The 19,396-nt window shown below is 67.1% G+C and carries 20 protein-coding genes; 10 read left to right on the forward strand and 10 right to left on the reverse strand.

Annotated elements, in window-relative coordinates; all coding sequences use genetic code 11:
- Positions 1–56: 56 nt before the first annotated feature.
- The 3 genes from TabM4_RS16950 to TabM4_RS16960 all read right to left on the reverse strand — a co-directional run bounded on the left by TabM4_RS16950 (position 57) and on the right by TabM4_RS16960 (position 1,453).
- Positions 57–350 carry a CcdB family protein gene (locus tag TabM4_RS16950; RefSeq protein WP_434615020.1) on the reverse strand — a complete coding sequence of 98 codons (294 nt, stop codon included), beginning with the start codon at positions 348–350 and terminating at the stop codon, positions 57–59.
- A 12-nt stretch (positions 351–362) separates the two neighbouring features.
- Positions 363–584, reverse strand: a complete 222-nt coding sequence (locus tag TabM4_RS16955; protein ID WP_434615023.1) for a type II toxin-antitoxin system CcdA family antitoxin — start codon at positions 582–584, stop codon at positions 363–365.
- A gap of 68 nt (positions 585–652) precedes the next feature.
- Positions 653–1,453, reverse strand: coding sequence for a TIGR00730 family Rossman fold protein (locus TabM4_RS16960; protein ID WP_434615025.1), 801 nt, complete (start codon positions 1,451–1,453; stop codon positions 653–655).
- An 82-nt stretch (positions 1,454–1,535) separates the two neighbouring features.
- On the opposite strand from TabM4_RS16960, the gene dapD reads away from it, so the two are divergent.
- A complete protein-coding gene (dapD, locus tag TabM4_RS16965; RefSeq protein ID WP_434615028.1) occupies positions 1,536–2,363 on the forward strand; it encodes a 2,3,4,5-tetrahydropyridine-2,6-dicarboxylate N-succinyltransferase in 828 nt (275 codons plus the stop codon).
- A gap of 341 nt (positions 2,364–2,704) precedes the next feature.
- On the opposite strand, the gene TabM4_RS16970 is transcribed toward dapD, so the two are convergent.
- Positions 2,705–4,252 carry a choice-of-anchor L domain-containing protein gene (locus tag TabM4_RS16970; RefSeq protein ID WP_434615031.1) on the reverse strand — a complete coding sequence of 516 codons (1,548 nt, stop codon included), beginning with the start codon at positions 4,250–4,252 and terminating at the stop codon, positions 2,705–2,707.
- Positions 4,253–4,414: 162 nt separating this feature from the next.
- On the opposite strand from TabM4_RS16970, the gene TabM4_RS16975 reads away from it, so the two are divergent.
- Positions 4,415–4,759, forward strand: a complete 345-nt coding sequence (locus TabM4_RS16975) for a hypothetical protein (RefSeq protein ID WP_434615034.1) — start codon at positions 4,415–4,417, stop codon at positions 4,757–4,759.
- 6 nt (positions 4,760–4,765) lie between these two features.
- Here the strand turns inward: TabM4_RS16975 and TabM4_RS16980 are convergent, their stop codons facing one another.
- Positions 4,766–5,755 (reverse strand): Hint domain-containing protein, encoded by a 990-nt coding sequence (locus tag TabM4_RS16980; RefSeq protein WP_434615036.1) that lies wholly within the window; start codon positions 5,753–5,755, stop codon positions 4,766–4,768.
- A 139-nt stretch (positions 5,756–5,894) separates the two neighbouring features.
- Between TabM4_RS16980 and dapE the strand changes: the two genes are divergently transcribed.
- From dapE to TabM4_RS17000, 4 genes are all read left to right on the forward strand, one after another.
- The gene (dapE, locus tag TabM4_RS16985; protein ID WP_434615039.1) at positions 5,895–7,040 is read left to right on the forward strand and encodes a succinyl-diaminopimelate desuccinylase; all 1,146 of its coding nucleotides are present in this window, start codon (positions 5,895–5,897) and stop codon (positions 7,038–7,040) included.
- A 2-nt stretch (positions 7,041–7,042) separates the two neighbouring features.
- The gene (locus TabM4_RS16990) at positions 7,043–7,462 is read left to right on the forward strand and encodes a GNAT family N-acetyltransferase (RefSeq protein WP_434615042.1); all 420 of its coding nucleotides are present in this window, start codon (positions 7,043–7,045) and stop codon (positions 7,460–7,462) included.
- A gap of 290 nt (positions 7,463–7,752) precedes the next feature.
- Positions 7,753–10,011: a ribonuclease R gene (gene rnr, locus TabM4_RS16995; protein ID WP_434615045.1), complete on the forward strand. Its 2,259-nt coding sequence runs from the start codon at positions 7,753–7,755 to the stop codon at positions 10,009–10,011.
- 103 nt (positions 10,012–10,114) lie between these two features.
- Positions 10,115–11,362 (forward strand): lytic murein transglycosylase, encoded by a 1,248-nt coding sequence (locus TabM4_RS17000; RefSeq protein ID WP_434615048.1) that lies wholly within the window; start codon positions 10,115–10,117, stop codon positions 11,360–11,362.
- Positions 11,363–11,447: 85 nt separating this feature from the next.
- Here the strand turns inward: TabM4_RS17000 and TabM4_RS17005 are convergent, their stop codons facing one another.
- Positions 11,448–12,653, reverse strand: a complete 1,206-nt coding sequence (locus tag TabM4_RS17005) for a winged helix-turn-helix domain-containing protein (protein ID WP_434615051.1) — start codon at positions 12,651–12,653, stop codon at positions 11,448–11,450.
- A 249-nt stretch (positions 12,654–12,902) separates the two neighbouring features.
- Here TabM4_RS17005 and TabM4_RS17010 point away from each other — a divergent pair, with 249 nt between their 5' ends.
- Positions 12,903–14,186 (forward strand): cation:proton antiporter domain-containing protein, encoded by a 1,284-nt coding sequence (locus tag TabM4_RS17010; protein ID WP_434615054.1) that lies wholly within the window; start codon positions 12,903–12,905, stop codon positions 14,184–14,186.
- 15 nt (positions 14,187–14,201) lie between these two features.
- Here TabM4_RS17010 and rlmN read toward each other — a convergent pair whose 3' ends face one another.
- From rlmN to TabM4_RS17025, 3 genes are all read right to left on the reverse strand, one after another.
- Complete coding sequence (rlmN, locus tag TabM4_RS17015) at positions 14,202–15,386, reverse strand: 23S rRNA (adenine(2503)-C(2))-methyltransferase RlmN (protein WP_434615057.1); 1,185 nt, start codon at positions 15,384–15,386, stop codon at positions 14,202–14,204.
- Positions 15,387–15,462: 76 nt separating this feature from the next.
- Positions 15,463–15,612, reverse strand: coding sequence for a hypothetical protein (locus TabM4_RS17020; RefSeq protein WP_434615060.1), 150 nt, complete (start codon positions 15,610–15,612; stop codon positions 15,463–15,465).
- Positions 15,613–15,702: 90 nt separating this feature from the next.
- On the reverse strand, positions 15,703–16,227 hold the full coding sequence (locus TabM4_RS17025; RefSeq protein WP_434615063.1) for an invasion associated locus B family protein: 525 nt from the start codon (positions 16,225–16,227) through the stop codon (positions 15,703–15,705).
- Positions 16,228–16,414: 187 nt separating this feature from the next.
- Between TabM4_RS17025 and TabM4_RS17030 the strand changes: the two genes are divergently transcribed.
- Together TabM4_RS17030 and TabM4_RS17035 are read left to right on the forward strand one after the other, a co-directional pair.
- Positions 16,415–17,410, forward strand: coding sequence for an asparaginase (locus TabM4_RS17030; protein WP_434622137.1), 996 nt, complete (start codon positions 16,415–16,417; stop codon positions 17,408–17,410).
- 281 nt (positions 17,411–17,691) lie between these two features.
- The gene (locus TabM4_RS17035) at positions 17,692–18,039 is read left to right on the forward strand and encodes a DUF2794 domain-containing protein (protein WP_434615065.1); all 348 of its coding nucleotides are present in this window, start codon (positions 17,692–17,694) and stop codon (positions 18,037–18,039) included.
- Positions 18,040–18,058: 19 nt separating this feature from the next.
- Here TabM4_RS17035 and TabM4_RS17040 read toward each other — a convergent pair whose 3' ends face one another.
- Positions 18,059–18,208: a hypothetical protein gene (locus TabM4_RS17040; protein ID WP_434615068.1), complete on the reverse strand. Its 150-nt coding sequence runs from the start codon at positions 18,206–18,208 to the stop codon at positions 18,059–18,061.
- A gap of 157 nt (positions 18,209–18,365) precedes the next feature.
- Here TabM4_RS17040 and mbfA point away from each other — a divergent pair, with 157 nt between their 5' ends.
- A complete protein-coding gene (mbfA, locus tag TabM4_RS17045; protein ID WP_434615071.1) occupies positions 18,366–19,343 on the forward strand; it encodes an iron exporter MbfA in 978 nt (325 codons plus the stop codon).
- Positions 19,344–19,396: the final 53 nt, after the last annotated feature.

Here is a 19,396-nt window from a genome sequence, read left to right on the forward strand (position 1 = left end):
ACCAAAAGAACATTATAGGAACATTCGCAAGAAAGACGAGTCCCGCCCCGTCGCAGTCACACCCCGTCGAACAGGATATCCACCGCCCGCTTCAGCGCATCCCGCTCAGGGGCGAGACTGACGACGAAATCCCGTAATTCCGCCCCCGGCAGGGCGGCCATTTCCTGCACCCGCACGATCCAGACCGTCCCGTCGATCTCCACCTTCGGCGTAAGGCCGGGAAAAGACGCATAACGCCCCGCCTCGCGCAGCGGAGCCACCATCCGCGACGCCTCCAGCCCGATCAGGTCCGTCTGCAAGTCCACCACGAACAGTCCATTCTTCAAACGGAACACATCGAACTGCGCCATGCGCCCAAGCCCTCAGAACGTGCGGAACGCAGCCAGCGGCAACCCCTCGCGCGCCACCTCCTCGGCATAGGCGTCCAGTGCCGCACGGTTCTCCTCGCGCCACAGACGGTTTCGCTCGGCCTTCGCGGCATCGGCAATCGCCGTCTCGGCCAGACGCGACATGTTCAGACCCAGCAGCCGCGCCTCCTCGGCCACTTCGGCATCAAGCGTCAGGTTCACCTTGATCCGGCCCATGCCCCACTCCCGCACCATCCGTATGGATCAGGAGTATACACCCCAACCACACGGTATCAACCCCCGCCTCACTCCTCGGCCAGTATCGCCTCCAGCGCCTCCTCCGCCGTCTCCACGAACCGGAACAGCGACAGGTCCGCCTGCGCGATCAACCCCTCGTCGGCCAGCGCCTGCCAGTTCACCACCTTCTCCCAGAAGGCCCGACCGAACAGCAAGAACGGCACCCGCTTCATCCGCCCCGTCTGGATCAGCGTCAGCGCCTCGAACATCTCGTCCAATGTCCCGAACCCGCCCGGAAAGATGCAGACCGCCCGGGCGCGCATCAGGAAATGCATCTTGCGGATGGCGAAATAGTGAAAGTTGAAACACAGGTCCGGCGTCACATACCCGTTCGGCGCCTGCTCATGCGGCAGAACGATGTTCAACCCGATCGACTGCCCCCCCGCCTCCGCCGCCCCACGGTTGCCCGCCTCCATGATGCCGGGGCCGCCCCCCGTCACCACCACCAGCTCGCGCCCATAGCTCTTCAGGCTCTCCACCGTGATCAGATGCGCCAGCTTCCGCGCCTCCTCATACCACCCGGCCTGCGCCCCCGCAGGCCCCGTGCCATCCGCCCGCACCCGCGCCGACCCCATCACCACGACCGTGGACCGTATCCCCCGCTCGTCCAGCACCATCTGCGGCTTCAGCAGTTCCAGCTGCAACCGCACCGGCCTGAGCTCCTCGCGCATCATGAAATCGGTGTCCGTGAAGGCCAGCCGATAGGCCGGCGCCCGCGTCTGCGCCGTGTCCGGCAACCGCTCCGCCGCTGCCGCATCCTGCGTGCTGTCGCGGAAAGGATGCGCGCGTCCGTCGTCCTTAGGGTTCATGCCGTTCCTCTTGTTGCGAAGGGCCTGTCCCATCTCTATAGGGTCGCACCGGACCAGACCAATCAAAAGGGGGGAATTGCCCATGTCCTACGCCGCGCTCGAAGCCGCCATCGAAACCGCATGGGACGCCCGCGACACCATCACCCCCTCGACCAAGGGCGAAGCCCGCGACGCCATCGAAACCACCCTCGACGCGCTGGACAGCGGCAAGCTTCGCGTGGCCGAGCGTCAGGCCAACGGCCATTGGCACGTCAACCAATGGGCCAAGAAGGCCGTCCTCCTCGGCTTCCGCATCAAGGACATGGAACATCACGCAGGCGGCCCGCAGGGCGGCGGCTGGTGGGACAAGGTCGACAGCAAGTTCAACGGCTGGGGCCCCGACCAGTGGAAATCCGCAGGCTTCCGCGCCGTCCCCAACTGCGTCGTCCGCCGCTCGGCCTATATCGCCAAGGGCGTGGTCCTCATGCCCTCCTTCGTCAACCTCGGCGCCTTCGTCGATGAGGGCACCATGGTCGACACCTGGGCCACCGTCGGCTCCTGCGCCCAGATCGGCAAGAATGTCCACCTCTCGGGCGGCGTCGGCATCGGCGGCGTCCTCGAACCCATGCAGGCGGGCCCCACCATCATCGAAGACAACTGCTTCATCGGCGCCCGCTCCGAAGTCGTCGAAGGCTGCATCGTCCGCGAAGGCTCCGTCCTCGGCATGGGCGTCTTCATCGGAAAATCGACCAAGATCGTCGACCGCGAAACCGGCGAGGTGATGTATGGCGAGGTTCCCGCCGGATCGGTCGTCGTCGCGGGCTCCATGCCCTCGAAGAACGGCATCAACCTCTACTGCGCCGTGATCGTGAAGAAGGTCGACGCGCAAACCCGCTCCAAGACCTCGATCAACGAACTCCTGCGCGACTGATCCGCGCGCATCGCGACGATGGGGGCGGGGCACGCCCTCCGCCCCTTCGTCTCGGCCCAAATACCCAAATCCCACGCCTGCCACCCGCGCCACGCAGGTCATACCCGTAGGGCGGGGTCCACCCCGCCACCCCGACCCCATCAACTCCGTCCCGGTCTCGATCCGCGCCCGCCCCCGCCCCGCCGCATCCCCGACCGGAGGCCCCGGATCAGGTCCGGGGCGCGTTGTCCGCAAGGCCCGACCTCCGCGCCCAGCCAAAAGATCCGCCAAATCCCGTACAGGATCCCCGTAGGGCGGGGTTGACCCCGCCACCCCGCGCTTCGCCCCCGGCCACGGCACTCCTACCGCCCCAGAAGCCGCGCCTCGCGCCCCTTCACCTCGGCCCGCGCCAGCGGCCCGAAGGCCGCCATCCCCTCGTCCAGCATCGGGAACAGCCTCAGCAACTCCTCCTGCACATCCGTATCGAAGGCGCTCATCGTGTGGTCGCCGGGGAAATAGCTCTCGCAGGGCAACCCGTTCGCCACCACCACCTCATGCCGGTCGAACAGCAGGTGCAGATAGGTGACCTCGCCTCCCTCCACCACCCGCACCGCGCGCCCGTCCACCAGATGCTTGGCCTTCACCAGCACCTCCGCCTCGCCGAACAGCAACTCCGCCCGCGCCCCCGTCAGCAGCACGCGATGGTTCCCCGAAAGCCGCAGCGTCTCATGCTCGCCCAGCGTCCCCGCCGCGATCTCCACCGGCGCATCCGCCCCCACCGCATCGCGCGTCACCCGCCCGACCCAGCGCAGCACCTGCGGCCCGTTGTCCAGCGTCATCACCTCATCCCCCGGACGCAGCCATTCTATGGGAACCCGCCCCCCCGGCACGTCGATCTCGGTGCCTTCGGTGAAACAGGCGATCATCGACAGCTTGACGAAGGCGACGTCGGTATTGCCCGCCTCATCCGTGACCTCATAGGTCAGCACCGTCTCGCCCAACTGGTCGACCGACTGCACCACCAGAACGCCATTGTCCGCCAGCAGGATCTTCTCGCCCGAGGGCAGCACGACCGTATCGCCGGGCTGCACGTCAACTCCGTTGATCTTGGTCACCTTCATCGCCAGACCCATGCTCGACTTGTCATTGCCCAGCACGTCCAGCTTGCCCGCATCCCCCTTGCGGATCACCAGATCGTCATCCTCGGCGATCAGCCCCACCTGCACCGAATCCGCCGCCACCATCACCGCGGAATCGAAGGCCCCGTCGCCCGCATCCGCAATCGCCATGCGGAAGGTGTTCACCTCCCCCGGCGTGACCGGCACCTTCAGGGTCAGGGTCACGGTGAACCCGTCCATCTCGGTATTGTAGGTGTTCGACGCCGCCGGGTTGTCGATATACAGGTTGGAATTCACCTTGGTGTTGATCTCGTCGATGGTGATGTTCCCCGACCCCAGCACCAACTCGGCCGGAGTCCCGTTCACCCAGACGGCAAAGGCATCGTTGAACCCGGAATTCACGTATTCCAGATATTCCTCCGAAGACCAGACGATCTGCATCGTCAGCACATTCCCCGTCGGCACGAAGGCCGCCTCGAAGACCGCCGCATCCCAGGTTTCCTGACCGACCATCTTGCTCAGCCAGTCATCCCCCGCCGTCCCGAACACGGTCGAGGTGCCTTCCGAGATATTGGCATCCCCTTCCGACTGGGTGAAATCCGACACCCGCCCCGTCGACAGGATCACCCCGCTATCCGCCGGCGCGACCCCCGGCATCGTCTCGTCGGCACCGGAATAGATGCCCGCCTGCAAAGGGTCGCCCGTATAGGTGGCCGAAACGATCTTCACGCCCGACCCGAAGATGGTTTCCGCCATCTGCATCGCATCGGCCGATTGGATATCCAGTTCCATGTCCGCCAAGGGAATTACTCCAAAGACTTCCTCAGGTCATGGAAACGGTCGGCTTTGGAACTTTCTTAATTTTCGCTAATGATTTCCGATCAAAACCCTTCCGCTTTGCGCCCGGCCCCCTCCGGTGCTACACCGCCCCCGCACAGGAACGCGGAACCCGCCATGACCGAAGACGCCGAAAAGCCGAAACGCGAGAAACGCCCCCAGCAGGTCTACACGCTGGTGGTGGAGGTGGGCCGCAAACCCGGCGACGGCCTGCCCGACAAGGCGACGGGCGCCGCCCTCATGTGCTATGCCTCCGGCGTGGACGAGGAAGAGGCCGTCCGCGAAACCGTTGCCATCCTGAAACAGGCCGATCTCGCCCCGCTCGACGTGTCGGGCTACGGCACGCTCGACGACAGGCTCAAGGCCGGGGACGAAATCGACGCCGAGGAACGCGCCCTCATGCAGCGCGCGCTGGACGAGAATTCGGTCATCGTCGCCCAGATGACGCCCTTCTTCGACTGACGCGCGTCACACCGCCCGCCGCTGCAATCGCTGCATCGCGCTGCACAGAAGCTTGGCCTCATAGTCCAGCAACAACCGCCGCGCCGGGGCCGTGCCCAAAGGTCCCGCCGTGGCCAGCGCACAGCCATCCGCTACGATCACCTCGGGCTGACCAAGGTCCAGCACCACGCCCACCGCCACGGCCCTGTGGCTCTCGGCCACCGCCATCTGCCCATCCGCCAGATGCCGCGCGGCAACCAGCACCTCCTCATCCCCGAACAGGTATTCCGCCTCCGGCCCCGCCACCAGCACCGGCTGATCCGGCGACACCAGCATGTCGCCCCGCCGCCCGAAATAGGGCGCGCGCAGCCGGACGGGCGACAGGCTCCCCCGCCCCGGCACCTGCAACCGCGTCACCCCGATCAGCGGCACCGCGCCGCTGTCCCGCGTCACCACGCGGTCGCCCGGCTGCAGATGCCCCGCCATCACCACGCCCCTCGTCGTGCGCACCGGCGTCGCCACGCCCAGCCAGCCCAGCGGCTCGGGCATCGCCGCCCCCTGCCGCACGCCATACCACAGCACCGCCGGATGCCGCAGCACCCCCGCCCCCCCGGCACAGAGCGCCTGCAACGTGGCCATCGGCAAGGGCATCGCGCCGTTGCCCCGCGCCATCACCTTCTGCCCGGCCAATTCCATCTCAAGGAACCACCCGCCCGGCCCCGCATCCCAGCCAAAGGCCAGCCGCGCCATGCCAACCTTCTGCGGCAGGGGTCCGGGCAACACATGCCGCACCAACCGCGCCCCCTGCCGATGCAGCAGCGATATTCCCGATCCCAGATCATGGAACAGCGACAGCGCGACCTCCTCGCCCCCGATCCGGTCCCGCAGGTCCAGCAACACCCCCGCCCCCGCCAGCGGCATCTGAATCTCGGCCATCAGCAGACCGCGCACCAAGGCCCCCGCCTCGGGCATGCCCGGCGGATCAGGCTGGTCGGACAGGGCGATCCAGCGGCTCAAATCAGGGCAATCGCATCACGGACATGGGGCGCATCATGGCGCTCCCCGCCGCATCTTTCAACCGCGGGATAACCGCCCGCCGGTTGCGAAGGCCCGGTCGGGCCGCTATCCCTCGGCCATCCGCCCGGAAAGGACCGCCATGCCCACCGATCCCGCCGCCCTCACCGCCGCGCTGATCCGCTGCCCCACCGTCACCCCCGCCGAGGGCGGCGCGCTGACGCTGCTCGAAGACCTGCTGACGAAGGCAGGCTTCACCTGCACCCGGGTGGACCGCAACGGCACCCCCAACCTCTACGCCCGCTGGGGCGCGCGGGGGGCGAACCGCAGCTTCGGCTTCAACGGCCATACCGACGTCGTCCCGGTGGGCGACCGCGCGGCATGGACCCAAGACCCCTTCGGCGCGGCAGTCGTGGACGGCTGGATGTATGGCCGCGGTGCCACCGACATGAAATCCGGCGTCGCCGCCTTCGCCGCCGCCGCCATCGACTTCGTCACCGAAACCCCGCCCGACGGCGCGGTAATCCTCGCCATCACGGGGGACGAGGAAGGCGACGCGCAGGACGGCACCGTGGCCCTCCTCGACTGGATGGCGGCAAATGGCGAACGCATGACCCACTGCCTCGTCGGCGAACCCACCTGCCCCGACCACATGGGCCAGATGATGAAGATCGGCCGCCGCGGCTCCCTCACCGCTTGGTTCACCGCGACGGGGGTGCAGGGCCACTCCGCCTATCCCCACCGCGCCAAGAACCCCATGCGCGCCCTCACCACCCTTCTTGCGCGCCTCCCCGACCAACTGGACGAGGGGACGGGTCATTTCGACCCGTCCACCCTGCAAATCACCACCATCGACTGCGGCAACCCGGCGAACAACGTCATCCCTGCCAAGGGCACCGCCACCGTCAACATCCGCTTCAACGACGCCCATACAGGCGAAAGCATCGCCACATGGCTGAGAGCCGAAGCGGCGAAGGTGGAGGCCGAAACCGGCGTCACCATCGCCACCCGCATCCAGACCAGCGGCGAAAGCTTCCTCACCCCGCCCGGCGACCTCTCCGCCCTCATCTCCCGCGCCGTGCAGGCCGAAACCGGCATCACCCCGGAACTCTCCACCACAGGCGGCACCTCCGACGCCCGCTTCATCAAGAACCACTGCCCCGTGGTGGAATTCGGCCTCGTCGGCAAGACGATGCATCAGGTGGACGAACGCGTCGAAGTCGCCCAGATCCACCAACTGAAATCCATCTACACCCGCATCCTGCGCGACTACTTCGCCCAGACCTGACCATGACCCTGACCATCCAACCCACCCGCGACATCGCCACCTGCCGCCACCTCCGCCGCGTGGTCTTCATCGAGGAACAGGGCGTTCCCGAAGCCGACGAGATCGACGACAAGGACGAAGAAGCCATCCACCTTCTGGCCACCATCGACGACCAGCCCGCAGGCTCCGCCCGCCTCCTCCTCATGGGCCAAACAGGCAAGATCGGCCGCGTCTGCGTCCTGCCCGCCCACCGCGGCACCGGCCTCGGCGCGGCGCTCATCCGCGCGGCCCTGACGGAACTGCGCGCGCAAGGCATGACGACCGCCAAACTCGGCAGCCAGACCCATGCCATCCCCTTCTACGAACGCTTGGGCTTCACCCCCACCGGCCCCGAATACATGGACGCCGGCATCCCCCACCGCGACATGACCCTCGCCCTGTGATCCATCCGGAGCGCGCCCCGCAAGCGGGCCGCGCAAGCCTTTCCTGTCGTCGGCGCATACGCGCCTCCTCCGCTGTCAGGGGGCGCTCGCGCCCCCTCTTGGCCGTTCCGGCCAATTCACCCCCTGAGGATATTTGAAAACAGGTGAAAGCCCCTTCATCCGTTCCGGAAATATCCTCGGGGGGAGCCCCGCAGTGGCGAGGGGGGCAGACAGCCCTTCTGCGACGGCGGGGGACGGGACCAACGCCTGAAACAATGGCCTTTCCCCGCAACCCGTGCTAGGGCAATCCCATGCAGGACATCCCCACCAAAGCCCAGATCCTCCAATGGATCGCCGACAATCCCGGCCTCTCGGCCAAGCGCGACATCGCCAAGGCGTTCAATATCAAGGGCGCCGCGCGGATCGACCTGAAGCGCATCCTGCGTGAGCTGGAGGATGAGGGCGCGGTCACGAAGAAGGCCCGCACCTATCGCGACCCCGACACCCTGCCGCCCGTGACGCTCCTGACCGCGCTGCCGCCGGATGCGCAGGGCGATATCTTCCTGGCACCCATGGAATGGCAGGGCGCGGCGGAAGAGGCCCCCCGCATCCTCTTCATCCCCAAGAAGGGCGACCCGGCGCTGGGCGCGGGCGACCGTGTGCTGGCGCGTCTGGCGAAGGTGGACCTCGACGACTACCAGTATGAGGCCCGCCTCATCCGCCGCCTCGGCTCGAACCCGACCAAGGTTCTGGGCATCTTCCGCAGGAATGCCGAAGGCGGCCGCATCGTCCCCATCGACAAGGGCGCCGACAAGGACTGGCTCGTCGGCCGCGACGACACGCTCGACGCCCGTGATGGCGAGTTGGTGGAGGCCGAACAGCACGGCCTCAAACGCATGGGCCTGCCCCGCGCCCGCATCGTCCAGCGCCTCGGCGATCCGATGGGACCGAAGGCCGTCTCCCTCATCGCCATCCACCAGCACGGCATCCCCGACCGCTTCCCCGATCAGGTCATCGCCGAGGCCGAAGCCGCCAAACCCGCCCCGATGGACGGGCGAGAGGACCTGCGCGACCTCCCCCTCGTCACCATCGACCCCTCCGACGCCCGCGACCATGACGACGCGGTCTTTGCGGAAGCCGACACCGACGCCCACAACCCCGGCGGCCATATCGTCTGGGTCGCCATCGCCGACGTCGCCCATTACGTCCGCCCCGGCTCCGCCCTCGACCGCGAGGCGCGGAAGCGCGGCAACTCCACCTATTTCCCCGACCGCGTCGTCCCGATGCTGCCCGACGTCCTGTCGGGCGACCTCTGCTCCCTGCATGAAGGCGTGGATCGCCCCTGCCTCGCCGTCCGCCTGAAACTGGATGCCGAAGGCAACAAGATCTCCCACCGCTTCGTCCGTGGCATGATGCGCTCCGCCGCCTCCCTCACCTATGAGGAAGTGCAGCAGGCCCATGACGGCCACCCCTCCCCCCGCACCGCGCCCCTCATCCCCCGCATCATCGCGCCCCTCTACGCCGCCTATCAGGCCGCGACCAAGGCCCGCCACCTGCGCCAGCCGCTCGACCTCGACCTGCCCGAACGCAAGATCGTGCTGTCCGACGAAGGCAAGGTCCTCTCCGTCGCCTTCCGCGAACGCTTCGACGCGCACCGCCTGATCGAGGAATTCATGATCCTCGCCAACGTCGCCGCCGCCGAGGAGTTGACCCGCCTCAAACGCCCCCTCCTCTTCCGCGTCCACGAGGAACCGTCACCGGAGAAACTCGACGCCCTGCGCGAAGTGGCCGAGGCCTCCGGCTTCACCCTCGCCAAAGGGCAGGTGCTGAAGACCGCCCACCTCAACCGCCTTCTCGCACAGGCGCAGGGGACGGAATTCGACGAGCTGATGAACATCACCACCCTGCGGTCGATGACGCAGGCCTATTACCACCCCGAAAACTTCGGCCATTTCGGCCTGTCGCTGCGCTCCTACGCGCATTTCACCTCGCCCATCCGGCGCTATGCCGATCTGATCGTCCACCGCGCGCTGATCGCCGGTCACAACTGGGGCAAGGACGGCCTGTCGCCGCAGGACATCGAAGCTCTGGACGAAACCGCCAAGCTCATCTCCGACGCCGAACGCCGCTCCATGACGGCGGAACGCGACACCAACGACCGCTATCTCGCCGCCTACCTGTCGGACCGCGTCGGAAGCGAATTCACCGGCCGCATCTCGGGCGTGCAGCGCTTCGGCCTCTTCGTGAAACTGGATGAAACCGGCGCCGACGGCCTCATACCCATCCGCGAAGTCGGGCGCGAATTCTTCCACTACGACGACCAGACCCAAACCCTCATGGGCGCCGATACCGGCCTCACCCTCGGCATCGGGCAGAAGGTCACCGTGCGCCTCTCCGAGGCGATCCCCGTCACCGGCGGCCTCACGCTGGAACTGATCTCGCTCGACGGCGCGCCCCTGCCGCGCAGCCCGCGCGCGGGCAAGAAGGGCCGCTTCAGCCCCCGCAAACCCGGTGCCTCCGCAGCCCGCGACGCGAAACTGAAACGCAAGGTCATCCGCAAACGGCGCTGACGGCAACTCTCCGCCCGCGCACCGCCCCGGCATCTTTGTGCCGGGGCGGCCCTGCCCTATCTTCTGTCCCAACCACAAGAAGACCCAACAGGCAGGTGACGTGATGCGTGCAGCGATCCTTTCCCTCTCCCTTCTACCGCTTCCCGCCCTTGCAGGCCCCGCCGCCTTGCCGCACCTTGCCACGCCACAGCAACTGGCCCCCGGAGGCGGCATCGTGATCCAGACAGGCACCCAGTCGGGCCTCGACCAATGGGTCGAAACCTTCCGCCCGCGCGCCCTTGCCGCAGGCATCGCCCCCGCCACCTTCGACGCAGCCTTCGCGGGCCTGCGCTACAACCCCGACGTCATCGAGAAAGACCGCAATCAGGCCGAATTCACCCGCACCATCTGGGATTACCTCGACCGCGCCGTATCCGACCTGCGGGTGGAAAACGGACGCGCGGCGATCCGCGACAACCGCCGCCTGCTCGACAGGCTTGAGGCCACCTATGGCGTCCCCAAGGAAGTGGTGGTCGCCGTCTGGGGGCTGGAATCGAGCTTCGGCGCCAACCGCGGCGACATCCCCGTGATCGAGGCGCTGGCGACGCTGGCCTATGAGGGCCGCCGTGGCCCCTTCTTCGAGGCGCAACTCATCGACGCCCTGCGCATCCTGCAAAGCGGCGACGCAGGCTTGGACAATTTCACCGGAAGCTGGGCCGGGGCCATGGGCCATACGCAGTTCATCCCCTCCAGCTTTCTGAGCTTCGCCGTGGATTTCGACGGCGACGGGCGGCGCGACATCTGGTCCGACGATCCTGCCGACGCTCTGGCCTCCACCGCCGCCTATCTGGCGAAGTCCGGCTGGCAGGCAGGGGTGCCATGGGGGGTCGAGGTGACGCTGCCGGACGGGATCGACTACATGCTGGCAGGCAATGGTAAGTCCAAACCAACCGCCGACTGGGCCGCCCTCGGTCTGCGCGATGCCACAGGCGGGCCGCTGCCCGATATCGGCCCCGCCGAACTCCTCCTGCCCGCAGGGGCGCAGGGGGCGGCCTTCCTGATCACCCCCAATTTCCGTGCCATCGAGCGTTACAACACCGCCGATGCCTATGTCATCGCCATCGGCCACCTCTCCGACCGCCTCGCCGGGGGCGGCCTCATCCGCGCCGCCTGGCCCCGGCAGGACCGCGCCCTGACAGGCGACGAGCGCCGGGAATTGCAGACCCGCCTCACGGCGGCAGGCTTCGATACCGGCGGGGTCGATGGCAAGATCGGACCAAAGACCCTGAACGCCGTCCGCGCCTTCCAGCGCAGCCTCGGGCTGGTGCCGGATGGCTATGCCTCGCCGGATATCCTGCAACGGTTGCGCTGAACGATCATGCGGGACCGGGGGCCAGCCCCCGGACCCCCGGGGTATTTGGGACCGAAACGAAGAGGCCAATGCTCGTACCTCTTGATCAAGGTTGGCGTTCCGGCTGCCTTAACCACCCCTCCGTCCACTCCACCCGGTCACTCCCCACGAAGCCCGCCAGCCGCGCCAACTCCGCCTCCAGCTTCGCCTGCCGCCCCTTGCCCCAAGCCACCCCCGGCTCCGGCCAGACCGCGCGCACCGCCAGCACCCCGCCCGCCCGCTTCACGTCGATCCGACCCACCAGACGGTCCCCCTCCAGCAGCGGGAACACATAATAGCCGAACACCCGCTTCGGCTCCGGCACGAAAACCTCGATCCGATAGCGGAAGCCGAACAGGAACTCCGCCCGCGCCCGATCCCGCAGCGCGGGGTCGAAGGGCGACAGCACCCGCAGCCGCCCCGTCACCTCCGGCACCACCGCGCCCGTCAGCCCCGGCAAGGTAAAGACCCGCCGCCGCGCGCCATCCGCGCCCTCGACCAACGCCTCCTCCACCCGCCCGCCGCGCAGCGCCCGCTCCAGCCAATCCCGCGCCACCTCGCCCGGCACCGCGTTCCAATAGGCCGCCACCTCCCGCGCCGTCCCGAACCCCAGCCGCTCCAGCGCGGACCCGCAGGCCCAGTCCACCACCGCCTCCCCGGACAGCTCGACCGACCGCACCGCCGCAGGGATCACCCGCTCCGTCAGGTCATAGACCTTGCGGAACCCGTCCCGCCGCGTCACCGCGATCCGCCCTGTCCGCCACAGCCATTCCAGCGCCGTCTTCGACGGATGCCAGTCCCACCAGCCCCCCTTGCCCCGTTCCTCGCCCTCGCCCACATCGAACGACGAAACCGGCCCCTCCCGCGCGATCCGATCTAGGATGCCGTCGAACTGCGCCTCATAGCCGTCGCGGAACCACCGCCGCCAATTCCCGTGCAACCGGGCCTCATCCGCCGCGAACCGCGCCCGCCACATCGGCCACAGCCCCACCGGCAGGATCGACGCGTCATGCGTCCAATGCTCCCACAGCCGCCGCTCCCCCTCCAGCGCCCGCTTCAGAGCGGCAGGCCGATAGGACCCCCGCCGCGACCACAGGATCATGTCATGCGCGCGGGCCACCGTGTTGATGCTGTCCACCTGGACAAAGCCGATCCGGTCCACCAGCCCAGCCAGCGCCATCCCCGAACAGCCGCCGAAAGGCCCCTCCGCCAGCGCATGCCGGTCCAGAAAATGCCGCCGCGCGGCTGCGTTGGAAAGGACGGGAAGGCTCATGCCAAAGGCCTACCACCCCGCCTACAGGCGTCAACCCCGCCGATGCCGCTGACAGAACCACCCCGGAACGCCCGTTCCGTAACAGTCTGAAAGAAAGCGCCCCCAAACGTGACCACACGCAAAAACCCTTCGGTTGAATCGTGATTTCAGATGCATAGTATCGATGCGATCCCACGCAGCACGCCAAGGGGCCCCGCCCGCATCCCCGCAGGCGGCGCTTTACCGCCATGAACAGCCGAAAAGGACCCGATGCCCCACGACACGCCCCTGATCGCCACCATCGTCATAGGCCTCTCGCTCGCCTTCGTGCTGGGCCTTCTGGCGCATCGGCTGAAACTGCCGATGATCGCGGGCTATCTTCTGGCGGGCATCGTCATCGGCCCCTTCACACCGGGCTATGTGGCCAATCAGGAGCTTGCGACGGAACTTGCGGAACTGGGCGTGATCCTCCTGATGTTCGGCGTGGGGCTGCACTTCTCGCTCAAGGACCTGCTGTCGGTGAAGAACATCGCCATCCCCGGCGCGGTGGGCCAGATCCTCGTCGCCACGGCGGCGGGTCTGGCGCTGGCGCTCCTGATGGGCTGGTCCATCGGCGCGGGCCTGATCTTCGGCCTCTCCCTCTCGGTCGCCTCCACCGTGGTCCTGCTGCGCGCGCTGCAGGACCGCAACCTCGTTACCTCCGACCGTGGCCGCATCGCGGTGGGCTGGCTGATCGTCGAGGATGTGGTGATGGTCCTCTGCCTCGTCCTCATCCCGCCGCTGGCCGGCCTGCTCGGTGGCCTCGCTCAACCCGTCGACGGCGAGGCCGAGCAGGAGGTGATCCGCCTCGGCTTCGGCCCCGTCACCGCCACCCTCGCCGTGACCATGGCGAAATTCGCGGCCTTCGTCGCGCTCATGCTGATCGTCGGCCGCAAGGTGATCCCGTGGATCCTCCATTACGTCGCCCATACCGGCAGCCGCGAACTCTTCCGCCTCGCCGTCCTCGCCATCGCGCTTGGCGTGGCCTATGGCTCGACGCAGATCTTCGGCGTTTCCTTCGCGCTGGGGGCCTTCTTCGCGGGCATGGTCATGGCCACCTCCACCCTGTCGCAACAGGCGATGCGCGAAACCATGCCCCTGCGCGACGCCTTCGCCGTGCTGTTCTTCGTGTCGGTCGGCATGCTCTTCAACCCGATGATCGTGCTTTCCGAACCGCTGGCCCTGATCGGCACGGTCCTCATCATCCTCGTGGTCAAATCCCTTGCCGCCTATGGCATCGTCCGCACCTTCGGGCATGAGAGGGAGACCGCCCTGACCATCGCCACCAGCCTTGCCCAGATCGGCGAATTCTCCTTCATCCTCGCGGTGATGGGCACGAAACTCGCCATCCTGCCGCCCGAGGCGAAGGACCTGATCGTCGCTGGCGCGCTGCTGTCCATCCTCGCCAATCCGGTGATGTTCGCACTTCTCGACAGGTGGAGCGCACAGCACCGCAAGGACACCCCGGCCGACCCTGCCGCGCCGGAACCCGCCCCCGCGAAAACCGCCGCCTGACCGCGTCTCAGGCGATCAGCCGGAAATCCCCGCCTCCGCCGCGATCTCCGCACGGCTCTTGCGCGCCCGCTCGGTGGCCGATTTCAACTGCCCGCAGGCCGCCATGATATCCTCGCCGCGCGGCGTGCGGATCGGGCTGGCATAGCCCGCCTTGTAGATGATGTCGGCGAATGCCTCGATCCGCTCCCAGTCCGACCGCTCATAGGGCGCGCCGGGCCATTCGTTGAAGGGGATCAGGTTGATCTTCGCCGGAATCCCCGCAATCAGCTTCACCAGCCGCCGCGCATCCGCATCACTGTCATTCACGTCCTTCAGCATCACGTATTCAAACGTGATCCGCTCGGAATTCGACAGCCGCGGATAATCGCGCAGCGCATTCAGCAGCGTCTCGATGTTCCACTTCTTGTTCACCGGAACCAGCCGATCCCGCACCTCGTCCGTGGTCGCGTGGAACGACACCGCAAGCAGACAGCCGATCTCCTCCGCCGTCCGCGCGATCTCCGGCACGATGCCGGAGGTGGACAGCGTGATCCGCCGACGCGACAGGCTCAGCCCCTCGCCATCCATCACGACCCGCATCGCGTCCCGCACATTCTCGAAATTGTAGAGCGGCTCGCCCATGCCCATCAGCACGACATTCGACACCAGCCGCGTCTCGTCCTTCGGCTCGCCCGGAACGGGCCATTCCCCCAGATCGTCCCGCGCCAGCATCACCTGCCCGACGATCTCGCCCGCCGTCAGGTTCCGCACCAGCTTCTGCGTCCCGGTATGGCAGAAGGAACAGGTCAGCGTGCACCCGACCTGAGAGGAAATGCACAAGGTCCCCCGGTTCTCCTCCGGGATGTAGACCGTCTCGACCTCATGCCCGCCCGCGATCCGCACCAGATACTTCCGCGTGCCATCGGCCGAGACCTGCCGCGACACCACCTCCGGCACCTCGATCACGAAATGCTCGGCCAGCAGCGCCCGGTAATCCTTCGCCAGATTGGTCATCGCCCCGAAATCGCGGATGCCGAAGTGATAGACCCACTGCCAGATCTGCCCCAGCCGCATCTTGGCTTGGCGTTCCGGCGTCCCCGCCGCGATCAGCGCCTCGCGCAACTGCTCGCGCGTCAGGCCGACGATATTCGTCCGCCCCCCTTCCGGCAGCTTGCGCGGAATGGTCAGAACGTCCTGCGTGATGGGCGCATTTGCGGTCATGGGTCTTTGTCCAGAAAGGCCGGGGAGGCGTTGATATAGGGGATTCGCCCGAAAAACGAAAGCCACCCGCCACGCCTCAAACGCGCCCTATCAAATCGCCCGCCGCCCCGAACTCGGCCCCGGCATCCGTCGCGTTACCAAAGACCGCGCGATTTTCCACTTTGACCCGAACGAAGACCGCCAGATCATCCGCCTCCTCGCCATCTTCCGGGGCGGTCTGGACCATGACGCGCGCATCCTTGCCCGCCTCCTGCGCCCCGGTTGAAACGAAAAGGCCCCCGAAACGGGGGCCATCCTCCTGCCTGCAACGCCCCGCTTACTTGCAGCGCGCCTCGGCCTCCGTCATCGCGGCGGTAAAGCCCCGCAGGCTGAACGTATCGCGCGTCTGTGTGCCCCGGTCCGACCGCGCCGAAACCACAGCCGTCGACCCGGCCTTCATCGCCGCCAGCAATTGCGCATCCGCATCCGGCGTCGCGGGCCATGCCCATTCGCCATCGGTGAACAGGTCATAGGACTGCCCGTCCACATCCACCGTCACGGTCGACCCGTTTGCGAAGGGATAGCCGCCGGTAAAGGAAATCTCGCCCGTCGTGCCGGGGCGGAAGGTCACGAACAGCAGGATATCCCCCCGCCGCACCGAAACCGGCTGCCCGTCGCGGGTGTTCACCGTCTCCTTCGGGACAGTCACGCCCCAGCATTCCTTCGGGCTCTCTTCCGCGAACACGTTCCAGTCCGAGGTCACCGCCACGCGGTTGCTCGATTCCTGCGCCATCGCCGCGCCGCCGTGGAGCATGGTCGTCAGCATCGCTGCGCCAAGGACGCGGCCGATCAGGGTGGTCATGGGGTCAGGCCTCCGCATTTGCCTCTCGTCCGCCCACCGCCCTTGCCGCCGTTCCTCCGGCAGACTTGGCCTTTTCCTGTGGCGCGGACCTCGCCAACTCGATAATGCCTTCTAATCGCAAAACACCAATCCGCGAAAGCCCCTTGGGCAGAAAATCGCGCATCTGTGACGCTTGATGGAGGGTATGATGGGCGCACCCGTCCCGATGATCGAACTCTGGCGCGGCGGCCGCCTCGAAAGCACGCATCTCGGCCATGCCGTGATCTGCGACGAGGCAGGCGAGATCGTCGAAAGCTGGGGCGACCCCACGGCGATCATCTATCCCCGCTCCTCCTGCAAGATGATCCAGGCCCTGCCGCTGCTCGAATCCGGCGCCGCCGATGCCCATGGCCTCACCGACCGGCAGGTCGCGCTCGCCTGCGCCTCGCATCAGGGCGCGGCCATCCATACCGAGGCCGTCACCCGCTGGCTTGCCGATCTGGGCCTCTCCGACGATGACCTGCGCTGCGGCGCGCATGAACCCTACGACACCGCCGAACGCAACCGCCTGATCCGCGCGGATGAAAAACCCTGCCAGTGCCACAACAACTGCTCGGGCAAACATGCGGGCTTCCTCACCCTCAACCGCCACCTCAAGGGCCATGCGGATTATGTCGAGGTCGACCACCCCGTCCAGCAGGCCGCCAAGCAGGCATTCGAGGAGGTGACGGGCGAAACCTCCCCCGGCTACGGCATCGACGGCTGCTCCGCCCCCAACTTCGCAACCTCCGTCCACGGCCTCGCCCGCGCCATGGCCCGCTTCGCCGCCGCCACAGGCACCGGCGATGCCCGCGACCGCGCCATGCACCGCATGACCCGCGCCATGGGCCAATACCCGGAAATGGTCGCCGGCGAAGGCCGCGCCTGCACGGAACTCATGCGCGCCATGGGCGGCCGCGTCGCCATCAAGACCGGGGCCGAGGCCGTGTTCATCGCCATCCTGCCCGAACAGAAACGCGGCATCGCGCTCAAGATCACCGATGGTGGCACCCGCGGCGCCGAGGGCGCCATCGCCGCCCTCCTCGTGAAACTCGGCGCGCTGGACCCCGACCACCCGGCCACGAAGAAACGCCTCAACGCCATCCAGAAGAACTGGCGCGGCTTCGAAACCGGCGACATCCGCGCCGCCGCCGCCTTCCCCTGACCGCCACGCGCGAGGCCCGCAAAACGAAAGACCCCCGTCGCGCTTGACGGGGGCCTCCGATTTCGACGGACCGACCGAGGTCGACGCTTGGTGGGGGCTGTGAAACCGACCCCGGTCCGTCGTCTGGAAACCCTTTTGACGGCGGATCGCGGCGGAATTCGGATCGTTTCGCGGTATTCCTGCGGAGTCTTCGCGGCAGCGCCAAGGCCATCCTTCAGGCCTCGCCACGGCAGACCCGCCAAAGGCTTGATTTGCTGGCCCAAGGGCGTAATCATGACCTGATGACGGTCCAGCCACCGACCCCTTTCCCCCTCTCCACCCGCCTGCAGGAACAGGTCAGTTTCGACCGGCGTGAACTGTCGGTGATTCTGGCCCTCTACGGGCGGATGGTCGCCATGGGGGAATGGCGCGACTACGGCATTTCCTCCCTGCGCGACCTCGCCGTCTTCTCGATCTTCCGGCGCACGGCGGAACACCCGCTCTACCGCATCGAGAAACGCCCGAAACTCCGCGCCCGTCAGGGCATGTATGCCGTTGTCGCCATGGACGGGCAGGTGCTGCGGCGCGGCCATGACCTCGCCGCCGTCCTCAAGGTGCTGGAACGCAAGCTGATCCGCCCGATCGACTGACCACCCCGCCCGTCACCGCTCAGGGCTTGCCGCCCTTGCTGCCCAGCGTCGCCGCGCCGTCATCGCTCGGCCATGTCAGCACGGGCAGGTCAAAGGCGAAACCGCCGGCAAGGCTCGGCCCGGCAAGGACCGAAAGGATCAGGGCAAGGGGAAGCATCCGTTTCATCATCGTCACTCCAAAATGAACCGTTTCGTTCACTTTCTCCATATGGCCTTATTCCGAACACATTTCAAGACGGAACTAAACTGTTTCGTTTGTTTTTTGCGCTTGCACCCACGCACCCATCCTCTAACTTAGAATCATTCCAAATTATCCGAGTTACCCCATGATCCCCGGCCTCACCACCCGCCGCCGCTTCTCCGATCTGTCGGAACAGGAAATCCTCGCCCTCGCCATCTCATCCGAGGAAGACGATGCCCGCATCTACCGCTCCTATGCCGAAAGGCTGCGCGGCGAATTCCCCTCCTCCGCCGCCATCTTCGACGGCATGGCCGCCGAGGAAGACCAGCACCGCCAGCGCCTGATCGACCTTCACCGCACCCGCTTCGGCGATGTGATCCCCCTGATCCGGCGCGAGCATGTGGCAGGCCACTATGCCCGCAAACCCGTCTGGCTCACCCAGAACCTCCCGCTCGACACCATCCGGGGCGAGGCCGCCGCGATGGAACAAGAGGCGCACCGATTCTACACCCGCGCCGCGCAATCCACGACCGATGCCGCCACGCGCAAACTTCTTGGCGATCTCGCCGCCGCCGAGGCCGGCCATGAACGCAAGGCCGCCGATCTGACCGACCAGCACCTCACGGACGAGGCGAAATCCGAAGAGGATTTCACCGCCCGCCGCCAGTTTATCCTCACTTGGGTGCAGCCGGGGCTTGCGGGGCTGATGGATGGTTCCGTCTCCACCCTCGCCCCCATCTTCGCCACCGCCTTCGCCACGCAGGATACATGGACCACCTTCCTCGTCGGCACCGCCGCCTCCGTCGGCGCAGGCATCTCCATGGGCTTCACCGAGGCCGCCCATGACGACGGCGTCCTGTCCGGGCGCGGCAGCCCGTGGAAGCGCGGCCTCGCCTCCGGCGTGATGACGACGCTGGGCGGCATGGGCCATGCCCTGCCCTATCTCATCCCCGATTTCTGGACGGCGACCACCATCGCCGTCCTCGTGGTCTTCGTCGAACTCTGGGCCATCGCATGGATCCAGAACCGTTTCATGGAAACACCGTTCCTCCGCGCGGCGCTGCAGGTGGTCCTCGGCGGTGCCCTCGTCTTCGCCGCAGGGGCTCTTATCGGCGGCGGCTGAGGCGGTTTGTGACGCACAAACCGCGCCGGAATTTGACGCAAATTCCGGCCCCC

The sequence above is a fragment of the Tabrizicola sp. M-4 genome (assembly GCF_051132405.1).
GTDB lineage: Bacteria > Pseudomonadota > Alphaproteobacteria > Rhodobacterales > Rhodobacteraceae > Paragemmobacter.

Coding starts and splice junctions, on each gene's coding strand:
- TabM4_RS16950 (WP_434615020.1), bottom strand. CDS start 350: ATGGCGCAGTTCGATGTGTTCCGTTTGAAGAATGGACTGTTCGTGGTG.
- TabM4_RS16955 (WP_434615023.1), bottom strand. CDS start 584: ATGGGCCGGATCAAGGTGAACCTGACGCTTGATGCCGAAGTGGCCGAG.
- TabM4_RS16960 (WP_434615025.1), bottom strand. CDS start 1,453: ATGAACCCTAAGGACGACGGACGCGCGCATCCTTTCCGCGACAGCACG.
- dapD (WP_434615028.1), top strand. CDS start 1,536: ATGTCCTACGCCGCGCTCGAAGCCGCCATCGAAACCGCATGGGACGCC.
- TabM4_RS16970 (WP_434615031.1), bottom strand. CDS start 4,252: ATGGAACTGGATATCCAATCGGCCGATGCGATGCAGATGGCGGAAACC.
- TabM4_RS16975 (WP_434615034.1), top strand. CDS start 4,415: ATGACCGAAGACGCCGAAAAGCCGAAACGCGAGAAACGCCCCCAGCAG.
- dapE (WP_434615039.1), top strand. CDS start 5,895: ATGCCCACCGATCCCGCCGCCCTCACCGCCGCGCTGATCCGCTGCCCC.
- TabM4_RS16990 (WP_434615042.1), top strand. CDS start 7,043: ATGACCCTGACCATCCAACCCACCCGCGACATCGCCACCTGCCGCCAC.
- rnr (WP_434615045.1), top strand. CDS start 7,753: ATGCAGGACATCCCCACCAAAGCCCAGATCCTCCAATGGATCGCCGAC.
- TabM4_RS17000 (WP_434615048.1), top strand. CDS start 10,115: ATGCGTGCAGCGATCCTTTCCCTCTCCCTTCTACCGCTTCCCGCCCTT.
- TabM4_RS17005 (WP_434615051.1), bottom strand. CDS start 12,653: ATGAGCCTTCCCGTCCTTTCCAACGCAGCCGCGCGGCGGCATTTTCTG.
- TabM4_RS17010 (WP_434615054.1), top strand. CDS start 12,903: ATGCCCCACGACACGCCCCTGATCGCCACCATCGTCATAGGCCTCTCG.
- rlmN (WP_434615057.1), bottom strand. CDS start 15,386: ATGACCGCAAATGCGCCCATCACGCAGGACGTTCTGACCATTCCGCGC.
- TabM4_RS17020 (WP_434615060.1), bottom strand. CDS start 15,612: ATGGTCCAGACCGCCCCGGAAGATGGCGAGGAGGCGGATGATCTGGCG.
- TabM4_RS17025 (WP_434615063.1), bottom strand. CDS start 16,227: ATGACCACCCTGATCGGCCGCGTCCTTGGCGCAGCGATGCTGACGACC.
- TabM4_RS17030 (WP_434622137.1), top strand. CDS start 16,415: ATGGGCGCACCCGTCCCGATGATCGAACTCTGGCGCGGCGGCCGCCTC.
- TabM4_RS17035 (WP_434615065.1), top strand. CDS start 17,692: ATGACGGTCCAGCCACCGACCCCTTTCCCCCTCTCCACCCGCCTGCAG.
- TabM4_RS17040 (WP_434615068.1), bottom strand. CDS start 18,208: ATGATGAAACGGATGCTTCCCCTTGCCCTGATCCTTTCGGTCCTTGCC.
- mbfA (WP_434615071.1), top strand. CDS start 18,366: ATGATCCCCGGCCTCACCACCCGCCGCCGCTTCTCCGATCTGTCGGAA.